We start from the raw sequence: 16,891 nt of genomic DNA on the forward strand, positions 1-16,891 counted from the left end.
TCCAAAATAAGAGAAAATATTCAGGCAGTACATTCTACCATACAAAGCATTTCCGAGTCCGTCGACGCGGTGGGAGCCTCTGGCTGAACTATATTTCAGGCGGTGTATTTCGCTGATCTAGATGGGCACGATAGGCGGCAAGCGGCACTAACGCGCGGCGAAGGCCGGGCCGATGGTTTCGATACGGTTGGTCCACACATAGCCGGCAAAGCTGGCGGGCAGCTGGGCCAGCTGCTCCAGCGTGTCGATGCCGGCCGTGCCGGGATCGCCGGCCGCATAGGGCCCGAGCAGGATCACCTCGCTGCCGGCATCGCGGATGCGCTCAAGGAACAGATTGGGCCAGCCCCAGAGGAATGGCGCGGCGTTGAGCGGCACCATCACCTTGGTGTCGCGGCAGGCAGGGGGCATATAGCCGCTCCAGCCCAGCCCGACATATTGCGCCAGACAATCGACCAGCCCCTTGCGCGACCACACCGCCAGCCCGTCGATCAGGTCAGCAGCGCGGGGCGACGCGCCAACTGGCGTTGAACACATAGATCGCCGCTGCCAGCACCAGCAAAGCCAGCAGAATACGCCGCAACCAACCCATCCAAACTGTCCCTCGAAAGCCCCGCTGCACCCTTGGCAGCTATTGGGGTTGAATTGAGGCACCTTGCCACGTCCCGGCGAATCCCGCATCACTGGCCGCGATGGTTCCCGCTGCCTTCACCGGCAATGGGATTAAAAGGGAACACGGTGCGACGTACCCATTAGGGCGCAAGACCGTGGCTGCCCCCGCAACTGTGAGCGGATAGCGACACCGGGAATACCACTGGCCGTAAGGCTGGGAAGGTCCGGCGCCGCAGTGACCCGCGAGCCAGGAGACCTGCCGTCATCATTTCCTTTCAACCCGGCCGGGGTGTGCCGCGGGAGATGATGATGACCAGTTGCTGCAAAATCGCTGCTTGCCCACTGCTCGGATCGCCCGTGCCCCTTTGCCGTTTGGCGGAGGTTGCCCATGGCATCCGGCGATATTTCGGCTGAGCGCTTCACTGGCAAGCAGCCGGCCCGTCTCGACATCGATAATCTCATTTGGGGCGCGGTCCATGGCCAGCCCATCATCGGCCCGCTGTCGCTGACGGTCGGGGCCGGCGAAATGCTGGCGCTGGTCGGTCCCAATGGCGCCGGCAAATCGAGCCTGCTGCGCTGCCTCTATCGCTATCACCGGCCAAGCAGCGGGATCGTTCGGCTTGATGGTGCCGACATCTGGTCGCTGCCGGCCAAGGGCGTGGCGCGTCGTGTCGCCACCGTGCTGCAGGAACCGGCCAGTGATTTTGGCCTGACCGTCGCGGAAATTGTCGAGCTGGGCCTGTCGCCGCATCGCGGCGGTTGGGGCACCGATCACGGCGATTATGAAGCCGTCGAGGCCGTGCTGGCGCTGATGGAACTGACGCATCTCGCGCCGCGCGATCTGGCCACGCTGTCGGGTGGTGAACGCCAAAGAGTGATGATTGCCCGTGCCTTACTGCAACAGCCTGATCTTCTGATTCTGGACGAGCCGACCAATCACCTCGATATCCGCCACCAGCTCGAAGTGCTCGCGCTGCTGAGCCGGCTGGACTGCACCGTTATCGTCTCGCTGCATGATCTCGCGCTGGCCTCGTCGCATGCCGATCGGGTGCTGCTGCTCGACCACGGCCAAGTCGCCGCCATCGGCGCGCCGACCGAGGTGCTCAGCCAATCCACCATTCGCGCGGCCTTCGCCGTCGAAACCCTGCTCGACGCCCACCCGGCCACCGGCCGGCCGCGGCTCAGCTTCTACCTTCCCAACCAGCTCCAGGAGTGACTCTGATGCGTCTTGTCCTTGCCTTCGCCGCGCTTGCCGCCGCCAGCACGCCGGCCCTTGCTGTCGGCTATCCCGTGACGGTGCAAAGCTGCAATCGCGACGTGACCTTTGAGGCCGCGCCGCAGCGCGCCGTTTCCAACGACGTCAACCTCACCGAGATGATGCTGGCGCTCGGCCTCACCGACCATATGGTCGGCTATACCGGCGTGTCCGGCTGGAAGACGCTGGACGCCAGCCTGCGCGAGGGCGTGGCCGAATTGCCCGAACTGGCGCCGGAATATCCGAGCCGGGAAGTGCTGCTCGGCGCCGATACCGACTTCCTCTTCGCCGGCTGGAATTACGGCATGCGGGTCGGCGGCGAAGTGACCCCGGAGACCTTGGCTCCGTTCGGTATCGCCGTTTACGAACTCACCGAGAGCTGCATCCACATCATGGAGAAGCCCAAGGCGTCGATGGATGATTTCTACGCCGACCTGCTCAATCTCGGCACCATCTTCGACGTTGCCGATCGCGCTGCCGGGCTGGTCACCGGCTACAAGCAGGAATTGGTCGATTTCCAGGCCAGCCTGCCGGCGCTCGCGGCCCCGGTATCGGTGTTCGTCTATGACTCGGGCGAGGACAAGCCCTTCACCGCTGGCCGCTATGGCATGCCCACGGCGCTGATCGAAGCGGCGGGCGGTAGCAATATCATGGCTGATGTGGCCTCAAACTGGGTCGAGATCGGCTGGGAGCCGGTGATCGAGCGCAATCCCGAAGTCATCGTCATCGTCAATTATGGCGAGGTGAGTGCCGAGCAGAAGATCGCCTTCATGCAGTCCAATCCGGCCTTCGCCGCCATTCCTGCGGTCGCCAATAACCGCTTCGTGGTGCTCGAATATGTCGAGGCCACGCCGGGCCCCCGCAATATCGCGGCCATCAAGCGGCTCGCCACCGCGTTCCGGGAGTAGGTCGTGTCGCACCGCCATCTCGTCACCGGCCGCCGCCATGCGGCGATCCACTGGATGCCAGCCCTCATCGTGGGGCTGGTCCTCCTGCTCATCCTCACCATGTCGGTGGCGGTCGGGGCAGGGGCGGTGCCCATTCCCGTCGAAACCGTCTGGCGCATCATCGCCTCGAAAATCATGCCGGGCAGCGTCGTCCCTGACTGGACTTCGGGCCGCGAGAATATCGTCTGGGAGGTGCGCCTGCCGCGTATCGTGCTCGGCGCCATTGTCGGGGCGAGTCTGGCCGTGGTCGGTGCGGCGCTGCAATCGGTGACCCGCAATCCGCTGGCCGATCCGCATCTGCTCGGCATTTCCTCCGGCGCGGCCTTCGGGGCGATCATCGTGCTGCTGCATACCGGCATGTTCCTCGGGCTGATCACCGTGCCGCTCTTCGCCTTTGTCGGGGCGCTAGTGGCCACTGGCCTGGTGTTGGCCGTGTCCAATCTCACCCGGTCGCAAAGCGCCGGCCGGCTGGTGCTGGCCGGGGTCGCCGTCAGCTTCATCATCACCTCGGCGGGGAATCTGTTCATCTTCCTCGGCGACCCGCGCGCTGCCCATACCGTAGTATTCTGGATGCTGGGCGGGCTAGGCCTCGCCCAATGGCCGCAATTGCCATTCCCGCTGGCGGCGCTGGTAGTGTGCGGCGGCTATCTGCTGTTCCGCGCCCGCGATCTCAATGCCATGACGCTGGGTGATGAAAGCGCCACCACGCTGGGCCTGGCGGCAGGTCGCTTCCGGCTCATCGTCTTTGTCGTCTGCGCCCTGCTGACCGGCTCGGCCGTGGCCTTCTCGGGCGTCATCGCCTTTGTCGGGCTGATGATCCCTCATATCGTGCGCATGGGCGTCGGCGGCGACTATCGCCGGGTGCTGCCGCTCTCGGCGCTGGTTGGGGCCATCTTCCTCGTCCTCGCCGACATCGCCGCCCGCACGCTGATGCCGCCGCAGGACATGCCCATCGGCGTGCTCACCGGCGTCATTGGCGGGCTGTTCTTCGTCGGCCTGCTGCGCTGGCGCAAGAGTGGGGCGGAGTAAACAAAAAGGCCGGGTCACATGGACCCGGCCTTTAAATTCTCGGCAGCCAGACGGGCTTAGGCCGACATGGCCTTCTGCAGGTTCAGGTCGATGGCGTCGAGGAAGCCGATGGTCGACAGCCACGGCTGATCCGGGCCGACCAGCAGCGACAGATCCTTGGTCATCTTGCCTTCTTCGATGGTGTCGACGACGACCTTCTCGAGAGTCAGGGCAAACTTGGCCAGCGCCTCGTTGTCGTCCAGCTTGGCGCGGTGGGCGAGGCCACGCGTCCAGGCGAAGATCGACGCGGTCGAGTTGGTGGAGGTTTCCTTGCCCTGCTGATGCTGGCGGTAGTGACGGGTCACCGTGCCGTGGGCGGCTTCGGATTCGACGATCTTGCCATCGGGCGTGGCCAGCACCGAGGTCATCAGGCCGAGCGAGCCAAAACCCTGCGCCACGATGTCGGACTGCACGTCGCCGTCATAGTTCTTGCAGGCCCAGACGTAGCCGCCGGACCACTTGAGGGCGGAAGCGACCATGTCGTCGATCAGGCGGTGCTCGTACCAGATCTTGGCAGCTTCGAACTTTTCCTTGAACTCGGCTTCGTAGATCTCCTGGAAGATATCCTTGAAGCGGCCGTCATAGACCTTGAGGATGGTGTTCTTGGTGGAGAGATACACCGGCACGCCGCGGGCGAGGCCGTAGTTGAAGCTCGAATAGGCGAAGTCGCGGATCGAATCGTCGAGGTTGTACATGGCCATGGCCACGCCAGCGCCCGGCGCCTGGTACACCTCGTGCTCGATGACCTTGCCATCTTCGCCGGTGAACTTGATCGTCAGCGTGCCCTTGCCGGGGAAGGTGAAGTCGGTGGCGCGGTACTGGTCGCCGAAAGCGTGACGGCCGACGATGATCGGCTGGGTCCAGCCGGGCACCAGACGCGGCACGTTCTTGCAGATGATGGGTTCGCGGAAGATCACGCCGCCCAGAATGTTGCGGATGGTGCCGTTGGGCGACTTCCACATCTTCTTGAGGCCGAATTCCTCGACGCGCTGCTCATCGGGGGTGATGGTGGCGCATTTGATGCCGACGCCATATTTCTGGATGGCATGGGCAGCATCGACCGTGATCTGGTCGTTGGTGGCGTCGCGGCTTTCAACGCTCAGGTCGTAATACTCGACCGGCAGGTCGAGATAGGGATGGATGAGCTTGTCCTTGATCGCCTGCCAGATAATCCGGGTCATTTCGTCGCCGTCGAGATCGACGACCGGGTTGGCGACTTTGATCTTGCTCATCGGAAAAATCTCCCTGAATTCCGCATATTGGCCCTCTGGCCAGCTTCGCCGAGCCCTATAGCATTGGCGGGCAAAAGCGCAAAGGCACCAAACGGCAAGGGGTCATGCCAGTTGACGCTGCGGATGGGCGCACCTACCTCTGGCGCAGTCCCTCCCTTTGCGCCGACCCCACAGGAACACCATGCTGAAGCCAGATCCCGCCGATCCCATCGTCGTCACCGGCATGGGCGCCGTTAGCCCGCTCGGCGTTGGCGTGCCCGCCTTGTGGAACGGCCTCGTCGCCGGCCGCAGCGGCATCGTCCAGAATGACCGCTTCGATACCACTGACTTCGTCAGCCACATTGCCGGCCTGGTGCCGTCCAAGGCGTCCAATCCCGATGGCTTTGATCCTGCCGATTTTATCGACGGCAAAGAGATCAAGAAGATGGACCTGTTCATCCAGTATGCCATCGGTGCCGCCACCGAAGCGCTGAACCAGGCCAACTGGCACCCGACCGCGCTGGAAGATCAACTGGCCACCGCCACCATTATCGGCTCAGGCGTCGGCGGTTCGCCGGTGATGGCGCGCGCCGTCGAGATCATCCAGACCAAGGGGCCGCGCCGGCTCTCGCCCTTCACCGTGCCGTCCTTCCTCGCCAATCTGGCCGCCGGCTGGCTGTCGATCCTGCACAGTTTCCGGGGTCCGATCGGCACGCCGGTGACCGCCTGCGCGGCTTCGGCCCAGGCCATTGGCGATGGCATGCGCCTGATCATGACTGGCGAGGCTGAAGTCGCGGTGGTTGGCGGGGCCGAAGGCTCGGTCGATCCGATTTCGCTGGGTGGGTTTGGCGCGTCGCGCGCGCTGACCGCCAGCCATGATGATGCGCCGCACAAGGCGTCGCGCCCGTTCGACAAGGGCCATGACGGCTTCGTGCTGTCCGAAGGCGCTGCGGTGCTGGTCATCGAAAAGCTCAGCCATGCCCATGCCCGTGGCGCCACGCCGCTGGCGGTTCTGGCCGGCTATGGCACCTCGGCCGATGCCTATCATCTGACCGCCGGTTCGCCTGATGGGGCCGGTGCGCAGGTAGCGATGCGCAATGCGCTGACCATGGCCGGCGTCGACCAGAGCCAGATCGGCTATGTCAATGCTCACGCCACCTCCACCGAAGTTGGCGACAACGCCGAAATCGCCGGCATCGCCGCCGTCTTCCCCGGCCGCGGCAAGGATCTGGCGGTGTCGTCCACCAAGTCGGCGACCGGCCATCTGCTCGGCGCCGCCGGCGCGCTCGAAGCCATCATCTCCATCCAGGCGCTGCGCGAAGGCCTGCTGCCACCGACCATCAATCTCGATGATCCGGTCGAGGCGGCCGATGTGTTCGATCTGGTGGCCAATACGGCCAAGCCCAAGGCCATCGATTACGCCCTGTCGAATTCCTTCGGTTTCGGCGGCGTCAATGCGGCGCTGGTGTTCGGGCGGGCTCCGGCATAGCGCAACGCGACCTCACCCTTGCCTTCGGCCGCGCCACTAGCGAAAGTGCGGCCGCTGCAGCGGGGGGAGGCATGCCGCTCTATCCAAACTATCCGATAGCAACGGAACGACTGTCGCTGCGCCCGTTCCGGCGCGGCGATGTCGACGCCGTCTATGGCTATCGGCAGCGCGAGGATGTGGCGCGCTATTTGTTCGACGTGGCGCTCAGCCGCGAGGAATGTGCTTTGGCCGTGCAGCAGCGCATCGGCCAGGTGGCGCTGGCGGCCGAGGGCGACAAGATCATCCTTGCCGTCGAGCTGCAGCAGACCGGTCGGCTGATCGGCGAGGTGTCGCTGATCCTGCGCCAGCTCGATGCGCGGCAGGGTGAGATCGGCTGGATTTTCGATCCCGATTATCAGGGCCATGGCTACGCCACCGAGGCGGCCAATGGGGTACTCGATCTGGCCTTCGGGCAAGGCGACATCCACCGGGTTGCGGCCCGTTGCGACATCCGCAACGAATCCTCCTGGCGGCTGATGGAGCGGCTCGGCATGCGGCGCGAAGCCCATTTCCGCGAACACGCTTTGTTCAAGGGCCGTTGGGACGAGGAGTTCGTCTACGCCATCCTGCGGCAGGAATGGCGGGCCTTGCGGGCGGAAACCGCGCCGCAATAGCGTTTGGCCGCTGGCGCTCATGAGGAAGATTTTTCCAGAGCAGTGCAGGAACTACCCTGAATCCGGTCGCGTTGTGCCTTCGGGTCATCACACGGTTCAGGGAGCAATTTTCTATGTCAGCACTCGCTTTGCCTATCGAGACCGATCGGCTCATTCTGCGCAGTTTTGAACGCAGCGATGTTGAGGGCCTTTGCGCCTATCATGCTCTGCCCTCGATGCAGCGCTATGTCTTCAGTCGGACCCGCGATGCGGCCGAGGTGGCTGATGCGCTCAATATCATGCGTGGCCATGTCAGCCTGCAGCGGCCGGGCGATACGCTGACGCTGGCTATGGTCCGCAAGGGCGACCGGGCGCTGCTGGGGCATGTCTCGCTGCTTTGGGCCGACGCGACGGCGGGGCAGGGCGAGCTGCGCTTTCTCATCAATCCGACCTATGCCGGGCAGGGCTACGCCACCGAGGCGGTGAGCGCGATGTTCGATCTGGCCTTCGAGTATTTCCACATTCACCGTGTCTTTGCGCGCAGCGATGGCCGCAATCACCATTCGATCAAGCTGATGCAGCAATTGGGCATGCGGCTGGAAGCGCATTACCGCGAACACGCGCTGTTTCAGGGCGAATGGGACGAGGAATTGCACTTCGCCATTCTCGACCGCGAGTGGCAGCGTTCGGCCAAGGTCAAGGATTTGCTGCCGCGCCATCGCGTGGCATGAATTGCCTCGGGCCGGCAAATGGGTCTATGAGCGCCTGATCTATCTGGATTGGGCGCCATGGCCGGAACCGACACTTCTATCAAAATCGAGCTGAAGCCATCGCCGGCGGTGATTCTGTGCGAGCCGCAGCTCGGCGAGAATATCGGCACCGCCGCCCGGGCCATGGCCAATTTCGGGCTGTGGGATCTGCGTCTGGTGCGCCCGCGCGATGGCTGGCCCAATGAGCGGGCCGTCGCCGCCGCCTCGCGCGCCGATCACGTCATTGATCGGGTGCGGGTGTTCGACACGCTGGACGAGGCCATTGCCGATCTGACGCTGGTACTGGCCACCACGGCGCGCTCGCGCGATCTGCAAAAGCCGGTGATCGGTCCCGACGAAGCCGCCGAACAGATGGCGGCGCAGATCGGTGCCGGCAAGGGCGTCGGCCTGTTGTTCGGCCGCGAGAAGTGGGGCCTGCTCAATGAGGAGGTGGCGCTAGCCGATAGCATCGTCACCCTGCCGGTAGAACCGGCCTTCGCCTCGCTCAACATCGCCCAGGCGGTGCTGCTGATGGCCTATGAATGGCGCCGGCACAGCGAACTCGGCACCCAGCTGCCGTTTGATCATGCCATGGCCGCAGTAGCGCCGCGCGAAGAACTGGTCGGGTTGTTCGGGCATCTGGAAACCACGCTGGACGGCTCGGGCTTCTTCACCTCGCAGGACAAGCGCCCCACGGTGGTCAATAATCTGCGCACCATGCTGGAGCGCGGCAAGTTCACCAGCCAGGAAATCCGCACCCTGCGCGGCGTCATCTCCTCCATCGACCGCCGCCACCAGCGCCCCAACCCCAACCGGCAGAAAAAGCAGGACCAGGACGAGGCGTAGGCCGCTGAAGTCAGCGAGCCCGGATGCGCTCCCTCCCCCTTGAGGGGAGGGCCGGGGTGGGGGTGTCGTGCTCTCCCCCAGCTCGGCATATTTGGTGGCCACGACACCCCCACCCTAACCCTCCCCTCAAGGGGGAGGGGACAGATCGGGGCGCCCAAGCAATGCGAGCCCGTCAAACCCCATATTTCATCCCGCCCGAACGGTTTGCCGCCATTCCGCCTTTGACTGCCATCGGGCGTCATGCAACCTCCTCGGCATGAGCACCTCGGCCCCAGCAGACAAGTCCCGCCTCGCCTTTACCTATGTCGGTTTCCGCTTCTTCTGGCTGACCACCTTGCTGGTCAGCTTCGCGGTGCAGATCATGTCGGTGTCGATCGCCTGGCAGATCTATGACGTGACCGGCAATGTGTTCCTGCTCGGTCTGGTCGGGCTCAGCCTGTTCCTGCCGGCGCTGCTGCTGATTCTGGTCACCGGCCTCGCCGCCGACCGCTTCAACCGGCGCGGCATCATGGCGATCTGTCTGGTGGTGGAACTGTTCTGTGCGCTGGGCTTCCTCGCCTTCGTCAATGCCGAGGCGCATGAGGTCTGGCCGATTTTTGGCATTCTGGTGGTGCTCGGCACCGCTCGCGCCTTCTGGGGCCCGGCCGCACAGTCGCTGGCGCCCAATCTGGTGCCGCCCGAGGCGCTGTCCAACGCCATCACCGTCAATGCCTCGGCCTGGCAGTTCGCCTCGATCATGGGGCCGGCTGCCGGTGGCTTGCTCTATGGGGTGGCCCCGACCGTGGCCTTCGGCACCGGCGCGGCATTGCTGCTGCTGGCCGTGGTCAGCGTGCTGCTGATTCCCCGTCCGGCTCAGCGCCAGTCGCATCAGGCGACCAATATCGAGACCATTTTCGGCGGCTTCCGCTATATTTTCTCCAACAAGGTGGTGCTGGGCGCCATCTCGCTCGACATGTTCGCCGTATTGATGGGCGGGGCGGTGGCGCTGTTGCCGGTCTATGCCAAGGATATCCTGCATGCCGGGCCGCAGGAGCTGGGCCTGCTGCGCGCCGCGCCGGGCATCGGCGCCATCTGCATGGCGCTGTATCTGACCCGATTCCCGATTCGCGATCATGCCGGCAAGCTGCTGTTCCTGTTTGTCGGGCTGTTTGGCCTGTTCACCCTGGTGTTTGGCCTTTCCACCACGGTGTGGATTTCGGTGCCGGCGCTGGCGCTGGTGGGAGCGGCCGATATGGTCAGCGTCACCATCCGCGAAACCATCATGCAGCTGTGGACTCCCGAGGAGGTCCGTGGCCGCGTCAACGCCGTCAACTCCGTGTTTGTTGGCGCCTCCAACGAGCTGGGCGAGTTCCGGGCTGGCACGGTGGCCCATTTTATCGGCCCGGTCGCTGCCGTGGCCGTGGGCGGCATTGGCGCCATCGGCATTGCCATTCTGTGGAGCCGCATCTTCCCCAGCCTGCGCGACCAGCGCAGCCTCGACAAGAAGATGGCCTGATCGCCCGCTGCGCTTGACATATTTCCGTGCCGCCGATAATAACCGCGAACCTATTCAGGCCTTTGGGCCTATAGGCGCACCCGGGATTTCCTGAATTTTAGGAGTCTGTCGGCCTTCCGCAAGGATGGCAGAGGAGGGCGCGATCCATTCAACTGTTAAGAAGGATACGCGATGTCGAAGCGTCATTCAGCCAAGTACAAAATTGATCGCCGTCTCGGCGAAAACATCTGGGGTCGTCCGAAGTCCCCGCTCAACGCCCGCGCCTATGGCCCCGGCCAGCATGGCCAGCGCCGCAAGGGCAAGCTCTCGGACTACGGTCTGCAGCTCCGCGCCAAGCAGAAGCTCAAGGGCTATTACGGTTCGATCACCGAGAAGAGCTTCAAGCGCCTCTATAGCGAAGCCGCTCGCGTCAAGGGCGACACCGGCGAGAACCTGATCGGCCTGCTCGAGAGCCGTCTTGACGCGATTGTTTACCGCGCCAAGTTCGTCGCCACCGTGTTTGCTGCGCGCCAGTTCGTGTCGCATGGCCACATCCTGATCAACGGCAAGCGGGTCAACATCCCGTCCTACCAGGTCAAGGTCGGCGACAAGGTCGAAGTGCGTGACCGCTCCAAGCAGCTCACCGTGCTGATCGAAGCCACCCAGCTGGCCGAGCGCGACGTTCCTGATTACGTCGAAGTCGACCACAACAAGATGACCGCCACCTTCATCCGCGTTCCCACGCTGTCGGACGTGCCGTATCCGGTCCAGATGGAACCGAACCTGGTCGTCGAATTCTACTCGCGCTAAGCGAAACCGAATTCCAGAATTAAGAAAGGGCCGCTCCATTGGAGCGGCCCTTTTTTGTTTGCGTCCACGGTAGAAATTAATTCTTGTTAAGGTTCGAAACTAGGACTTGTTGATGCCCAAGTTTCCGTGACTGGTCTGGTTCCATACGGGAACGATCCCAACGGGTGCAGTTATGATTCACGCCTTCTTCAAGAGCCGCCGCTGGGCGCCATGGGCCTATGGCATGGGCACATTGATTGTCCTGATCATCTGGATGCAGGTCGACCTGTCGGTGCAGGTCAATACCTGGTATCGCGGCTTCTACGACCTGTTGCAGACAGCGTCCGAGCACGACGTCGCCGAGTTCTGGCACTCGCTCTTTGGCTGGGAATGGCAATGGGGGCACATCTTCTTCGTGGTGCCGATGCTGGTCCCGACCACGTTTATCTGGATTGCCGTCCCGATCGTATTGACCGGCACGCTTGGCTCGTTCCTCGTTTCGCATTACGGCTTTCGCTGGCGCCAGGCCATTACCGAAAACTACATTCCGCGCTGGCGCCATGTTGAACACGAAATCGAAGGCGCTTCGCAGCGTATTCAGGAAGACGCGAACCGCTTCGCCCGTATCGTGGAAAGTCTCGGCCTGCAGTTGCTGCGGGCGCTGCTGACGTTGATTGCTTTTCTGCCGATCCTGTGGACGCTGAGCGGGCAGGTTGATCTGCCGGTGCTTCGCGATATTCCCGGCTCGCTGGTCTGGGCCGCCCTGCTGGTCAGCGTCGGTGGCATGGCCATTTCCTGGTTCGTCGGCTGGTTCCTGCCGGGGCTGGAATACAAGAACCAGAAGGTCGAAGCGGCATTCCGCAAGGAATTGGTGCTGGGCGAGGATGACAAAATTCATCATGCCCAGCCGGAGACCCTGTTCAGCCTGTTCACGGGGCTGCGGACCAATTATTTCCGCCTCTACCTGCATTATGGCTATTTCAACCTGTGGTCCAACGCCTATGGCCAGATCACCTCGATGACGCCGCTGCTGATGATCGGACCGGCGATGTTTACCGGGGCGGTTTCGGTCGGCCTGCTGTTCCAGGTCAGCAATGCCTATGGGCAGGTCGATGGCGCCTTCTCGGTGGTGCTCAATAACTGGACCACGCTGACCGAGCTGCGCTCCATCTGGAAGCGTCTGCACGAGTTCGAGGATAATCTGGACCGTTATGATATCGGCCATGACGTGGCCGCCACGGCACAGGAAACCAGCCCGCTACCGGTTTAGTGGCGCGAAGCGAGCACCTGCGTTAAGAGGGGGCGGCGACGCCCCCTTTTCCATTTGAGGCCGATGATGAACGAAGCCCTGCCCATCGATGTCGAACAGGCCGACGCCGAGAGCGGCGGCCATTCGATCTATGCCAATGCCCCGCGCAGTGGCGAGTTCAACAAGCTGCGCAAGCGGCTGATCCGCCAGACCCGCGAAGCGCTCGACAAATTCGACATGGTGCGACCCGGCGAGAAGTGGCTGGTGGCGCTGTCGGGCGGCAAGGACAGCTATAGCCTGCTGGCGCTGCTGCTGGACCTCAAATGGCGCGGCATGCTGCCGGTGGAACTGCTGGCCTGCAATCTCGATCAGGGCCAGCCCAATTTCCCCAAGCACATCCTGCCCGAATTCCTCAGCAATCTCGGCATCCCCCATCGCATCGAATACAAGGACACCTATTCTATCGTCACCGACAAGCTGCCGGCCGGAGCGACCTATTGCTCGCTCTGCTCGCGCCTGCGCCGGGGCAATCTCTATCGCATCGCCCGCGAAGAAGGCTGCACCGCGCTGGTGCTGGGCCACCATCGCGACGACAGCCTCGAAACCTTCTTCATGAACATGTTCCATGGCGGGCGGCTGGCCGCCATGCCACCGCGCCTGCTCAATGACGAGGGCGACATGGAAGTGCTGCGCCCGCTGATCTATTGCGCCGAGGAAGATCTGCAGCGATTCTCCGACGCCATGGCTTTCCCGATCATCCCCTGCGATTTGTGCGGCAGCCAGGATGGGCTGGAGCGCAACGCCATGAAGGCGATGCTCAGCGATATCGAGAAGCGCATGCCCGGCCGCAAGGATGTGATGATCCGCGCCTTGGGCAATATCAACGCCAGCCACATGCTGGATACCAAGCTGTTCGACTTCGCCGGCTTGTTCGACAGGAGGACTGAATCGTGACTTTCGACGTGATGGAACTGGCCAATATTCTGCGCGATGCGGCGCGAGCCGAAGCCTTGCCGCGCTTTCGCCGGCTCGACAGTTCGATGGTTCACGTCAAGACCGAAGCGATCGATCTGGTGACCGAGGCCGATATCGCCACCGAGAACGTCATCAAGGCGCGCATGGCCACCTGGATGCCCGAGGCGCTGTTCGTCGGCGAGGAATCGGTCGCGGCCGATCCGGCGCTGCTGACGCGTCTGGCGACGGCTGACCTGGCCGTGGTGGTCGATCCCATCGACGGCACCGCCAATTACGCTGCCGGCCTGCCGCTGTTCGCCACCATGGCTGCCGTGGTCTCCAAGGGCGAGACCATTGCCGGCATCATCTATGATCCGATGGGCGATGATTGGGTGATGGCGGAAAAGGGCGGTGGCGCCTGGCTGCGCCGGCCCAATGGCGAATCCGTGCGCCTGCATGTCGCTGCGCCGCTGCCGCTGGCCGAGATGGTGGGTACTGCCTCGGTCGCCTTCATGCCGAAGGCGTCGCGGGCTCAGGTGCTGGCCAATTTCGACAAGACCCGCATGGTCGCCAATTTCCGCGTCGCCGGCCACGAATACCGCAGCTTCGCCTCCGGCCACACCCAGTTCGTCTGCTTCAACAAGCTGATGCCCTGGGACCATCTGGCCGGTGTGCTGATCAGCCAGGAAGCCGGCGCCTACGCCGCCCGTATCGATGGCTCACCCTATCTGCCCAGCCACACCGCAGGCGGGTTGCTGGTCGCCACCGACCGCGCCAGCTGGGACGAGCTACGCCGGGAAGTGTTTACGTTTTAGAGAAATGGCCCCATCCACCGGGCCCACCCTCTCCCCTTGAGGGAGAGGGACAGACCTGACGCGTTCAGCGGCAGGTCAGGGTGAGGGGTGCTGCGCTCGCCCATGCTTTTGAGTTGAAAGAAAGAGACCCCTCATCCGCCCTTCGGGCACCTTCTCCCTCAAGGGGAGAAGGGGAATCCGTGGATGAAGCGAGCCCTCAGTGCCCGACCTCTACCACTGCGCCCTCATGGGCATATTGCTCGCCGACGCCGAATAGCCGGCCCTTTTCCGCCACCAGAATGCAGATCAGCGCCAGCGTGCCCATGGCGAAATAGCCGACCGCTGTCGGCAGCGTGGTGCCGTTGAACATCTGGCCGGTATAGCTGCCGATCAGCGCGCCGCCCACGGTCTGGATGAAGCCGAACACCGCCGAGGCCGTGCCGGCCACAGCGCCGAGCGGCTCCATGGACAGCGAGTTCATGTTGGAGGCGGCCCAGCCAAAGCTGAACATGATGATCAACAGCAGGACGAAGAACAGCCACAGCGGCAAAAATCCGGTCAGCGCGAAGATGACCCAGATGCCGCTGACGCTGGAGAATACCAGCATGGCGCCATGCGACAGCCGGCGCATGCCGAAGCGACGCACGATCTGCGAGTTGGTGAAGGAGGAGACCGCCATCAGCCCGGCCATCGTGGCGAAGGCAACGGGAAAATACACGCCCAGGCCATAGACATCGACGAAGATCTGCTGCGACGAGCTGATGAAACCAAAAAGCGCGCCGAACAGGAACATGCCGGCCAGGCCATAGGAAATCGCCATGCGGTTGGTGAAGACGATGGCGAAGCCGCTGAATACGGCCCTGAAGCTCAATGGACGCCGCGCGCTGAGCGGCAGCGTCTCGGGCAGGCGGAAATAGGTCCACAGCCAGAAGGCGGCGGCCAGCAGGCCCATGAAGATGAAGATGGTCTGCCACGGTCCGGTCAGCAGCAGAATCTGGCCGATGCCCGGGGCGATGATCGGGATCGCCATGAACACCATGAAGGTCAGCGACATCACTTCGGCCATCTCGCGGCCCGAATACCGGTCGCGCACGACGGCGGTGGCGATGACGCGCACGCTGGCGGCGCCCATGCCCTGGATGAAGCGCAGCAGCAGCAGCACGACGAAATTGGGAGCAAAAATGGCGGCGATGGCGGCGACGATATAGATAGCCATGCCTACCAGCAGCGGCGCGCGGCGGCCGAAGCGGTCGGTCAGCGGGCCAAAGCCCAGCACGGCGATGCCCATGCCCAGCATATAGGCGGTAATGACGAATTGCCGCTCGTTCTCGCTCGCCACGCCGAGCGCCTCGCCCATATAGGGCAGGGCGGGCAGCATGACGTCGATGGCCAGGGCGTTGAGGGCCATTAACGCGGCGATGAGAGCAATAAATTCGGGGCGCGAAAGCACCCGCGTGAAATGATCGGACATCAGTGGAACCTGGAATAGGGGCGCCGTCAGCGGCGGGCACCAGCAATATGGCTCGGGACCATGAACCTGCAGAGCGTCATTTGCAAGACTTTATCGGTAATAGCCGATGGATCGAATTCAGGCCGGCTTGAGGGCGAAATTGCTGACCGAGCGCTCGTTGATCGGCAGGTGAATGGCGGCTGATGCCAGGCCGAGCAGGATGCCGAGATACCAGACCAGATCATAATGCCCGGTCAGGTCGAACACGGCACCACCCAGCCAGACGCCCATGAAGGAGCCGAGCTGGTGGCTGAAAAATGCCACGCCATAGAGCATGCCCATATAGCGCGCGCCGAAGAACAGGGTAACGAGGCCGGCGGTCAGCGGCACCGTCGACAGCCAGAGCAGGCCCATGACAGCGGCGAAGGTATAGGCGGTCAGTTCGGTGACCGGGAACAGCATGAACAGCCCGATGGCCAGCGCGCGCAGGAAATAGATGGTCGCCAGCAGCAACTGCTTGGGCAGGCGGCCGCCGAAATAGCCGGCCAGTAGCGAGCCGACGATGTTGAACAGGCCAATGACGGCGATGGTCCAGCTGCCCACTTCCGGCGACAACCCGCATTGCACCAGATAGGCCGGCATGTGGACGTTGATGAACGCCAGATGGAAGCCGCAGACGAAAAAGCCGATCACCAGCAGCCGATAGGAGCCGTGGCCCCAGGCCCGCGACAGCGCTTCCATGAAGGGCAGGTCGGCATGGCCCACCGGGTTCTCGGTGCGGCCACGCAGGGCGTAGCTCAGCGGAATGATCAGCAGCAGCGCCATGCCCAGATAGATCAATGCCGACTGCCAGCCAAAGGCATTGATGAAGCCCTGGCTGATCGGGGCGAAGGCGAATTGGCCGAAAGACGATGCGGCAGTGGCGATGCCGAAGATCATCGGGCGCTTTTCCTGAGGCACCGAGCGGCCAAAGGCCGCCATGACCACGCTGAACGAGCAGATGGCGATACCGACACCGGTGATGACGCCGGCAGTGATGATCATCCAGCCGGCGTCCGGCGAGAAAGCCATGCCCAGCATGCCGAGCGCAAAGATGACGCCACCCAAGGCCACGGTTCGTCCGGTGCCGACACGGTCGGCATAGGCGCCGGCGAAGGGCTGGGCGATGCCCCAGGCGAGGTTCTGGATGGCCATGGCCATGCCCCACTGTTCGCGCGTGAGGCCCAGATCGGCGGTCATCGGCAGGGTGAACAGGCCAAAACTGCTGCGAATGCCATTGCCGACGGCGGCAATGACGCAGCCGGCGATGATCAGTACGAGCAGCGGAACCGCAGGGCGGAGAGCGGACGAGTTCATGAGGCGCATCCAGAGTGGA

Annotated in this window: 16 protein-coding genes and 1 riboswitch; of the genes, 12 read left to right on the forward strand and 4 right to left on the reverse strand. The window is 63.4% G+C overall.

Annotation, left to right across the window (positions count from 1 at the left end):
- Positions 1–147: 147 nt before the first annotated feature.
- Positions 148–534 (reverse strand): PI-PLC domain-containing protein, encoded by a 387-nt coding sequence (locus ACX3OW_RS07140; protein WP_459095068.1) that lies wholly within the window; start codon positions 532–534, stop codon positions 148–150.
- Positions 535–673: 139 nt separating this feature from the next.
- Positions 674–887: riboswitch (cobalamin riboswitch) on the forward strand.
- 110 nt (positions 888–997) lie between these two features.
- On the opposite strand from ACX3OW_RS07140, the gene ACX3OW_RS07145 reads away from it, so the two are divergent.
- The 3 genes from ACX3OW_RS07145 to ACX3OW_RS07155 are packed head-to-tail and all read left to right on the forward strand — an operon-like array spanning position 998 to position 3,840.
- Positions 998–1,825: an ABC transporter ATP-binding protein gene (locus tag ACX3OW_RS07145; protein ID WP_459095069.1), complete on the forward strand. Its 828-nt coding sequence runs from the start codon at positions 998–1,000 to the stop codon at positions 1,823–1,825.
- A gap of 5 nt (positions 1,826–1,830) precedes the next feature.
- A complete protein-coding gene (locus tag ACX3OW_RS07150) occupies positions 1,831–2,772 on the forward strand; it encodes an ABC transporter substrate-binding protein (protein ID WP_459095070.1) in 942 nt (313 codons plus the stop codon).
- Between the two features lie 54 nt (positions 2,773–2,826).
- Positions 2,827–3,840: a FecCD family ABC transporter permease gene (locus ACX3OW_RS07155; RefSeq protein ID WP_459095468.1), complete on the forward strand. Its 1,014-nt coding sequence runs from the start codon at positions 2,827–2,829 to the stop codon at positions 3,838–3,840.
- A 56-nt stretch (positions 3,841–3,896) separates the two neighbouring features.
- Here ACX3OW_RS07155 and ACX3OW_RS07160 read toward each other — a convergent pair whose 3' ends face one another.
- Complete coding sequence (locus ACX3OW_RS07160; protein WP_459095071.1) at positions 3,897–5,111, reverse strand: NADP-dependent isocitrate dehydrogenase; 1,215 nt, start codon at positions 5,109–5,111, stop codon at positions 3,897–3,899.
- Between the two features lie 181 nt (positions 5,112–5,292).
- On the opposite strand from ACX3OW_RS07160, the gene fabF reads away from it, so the two are divergent.
- The 9 genes from fabF (at position 5,293) to ACX3OW_RS07205 (ending at position 14,087) form a co-directional block, all read left to right on the forward strand.
- On the forward strand, positions 5,293–6,579 hold the full coding sequence (fabF, locus tag ACX3OW_RS07165) for a beta-ketoacyl-ACP synthase II (RefSeq protein WP_459095072.1): 1,287 nt from the start codon (positions 5,293–5,295) through the stop codon (positions 6,577–6,579).
- A 71-nt stretch (positions 6,580–6,650) separates the two neighbouring features.
- Positions 6,651–7,232 carry a GNAT family N-acetyltransferase gene (locus ACX3OW_RS07170; protein ID WP_459095073.1) on the forward strand — a complete coding sequence of 194 codons (582 nt, stop codon included), beginning with the start codon at positions 6,651–6,653 and terminating at the stop codon, positions 7,230–7,232.
- 113 nt (positions 7,233–7,345) lie between these two features.
- Entirely contained in the window at positions 7,346–7,942 is a 597-nt protein-coding gene (locus ACX3OW_RS07175; protein ID WP_459095074.1) for a GNAT family N-acetyltransferase, read from the forward strand.
- Between the two features lie 57 nt (positions 7,943–7,999).
- Entirely contained in the window at positions 8,000–8,806 is an 807-nt protein-coding gene (locus ACX3OW_RS07180) for an RNA methyltransferase (protein WP_459095075.1), read from the forward strand.
- Between the two features lie 256 nt (positions 8,807–9,062).
- On the forward strand, positions 9,063–10,301 hold the full coding sequence (locus ACX3OW_RS07185; protein WP_459095076.1) for an MFS transporter: 1,239 nt from the start codon (positions 9,063–9,065) through the stop codon (positions 10,299–10,301).
- Positions 10,302–10,472: 171 nt separating this feature from the next.
- Entirely contained in the window at positions 10,473–11,090 is a 618-nt protein-coding gene (gene rpsD, locus ACX3OW_RS07190; RefSeq protein WP_459095077.1) for a 30S ribosomal protein S4, read from the forward strand.
- A 172-nt stretch (positions 11,091–11,262) separates the two neighbouring features.
- Positions 11,263–12,339 carry a putative transporter gene (locus ACX3OW_RS07195; RefSeq protein ID WP_459095078.1) on the forward strand — a complete coding sequence of 359 codons (1,077 nt, stop codon included), beginning with the start codon at positions 11,263–11,265 and terminating at the stop codon, positions 12,337–12,339.
- A 66-nt stretch (positions 12,340–12,405) separates the two neighbouring features.
- Positions 12,406–13,272 (forward strand): tRNA 2-thiocytidine(32) synthetase TtcA, encoded by an 867-nt coding sequence (gene ttcA, locus ACX3OW_RS07200; protein WP_459095079.1) that lies wholly within the window; start codon positions 12,406–12,408, stop codon positions 13,270–13,272.
- An 11-nt stretch (positions 13,273–13,283) separates the two neighbouring features.
- Positions 13,284–14,087, forward strand: a complete 804-nt coding sequence (locus tag ACX3OW_RS07205) for an inositol monophosphatase family protein (RefSeq protein ID WP_459095469.1) — start codon at positions 13,284–13,286, stop codon at positions 14,085–14,087.
- 196 nt (positions 14,088–14,283) lie between these two features.
- Here ACX3OW_RS07205 and ACX3OW_RS07210 read toward each other — a convergent pair whose 3' ends face one another.
- A complete protein-coding gene (locus ACX3OW_RS07210; protein WP_459095080.1) occupies positions 14,284–15,537 on the reverse strand; it encodes a multidrug effflux MFS transporter in 1,254 nt (417 codons plus the stop codon).
- 117 nt (positions 15,538–15,654) lie between these two features.
- A complete protein-coding gene (locus ACX3OW_RS07215) occupies positions 15,655–16,872 on the reverse strand; it encodes an MFS transporter (protein WP_459095081.1) in 1,218 nt (405 codons plus the stop codon).
- Between the last annotated feature and the right edge of the window lie 19 nt (positions 16,873–16,891).

The sequence above is a fragment of the Devosia sp. A449 genome (genome assembly GCF_054489375.1).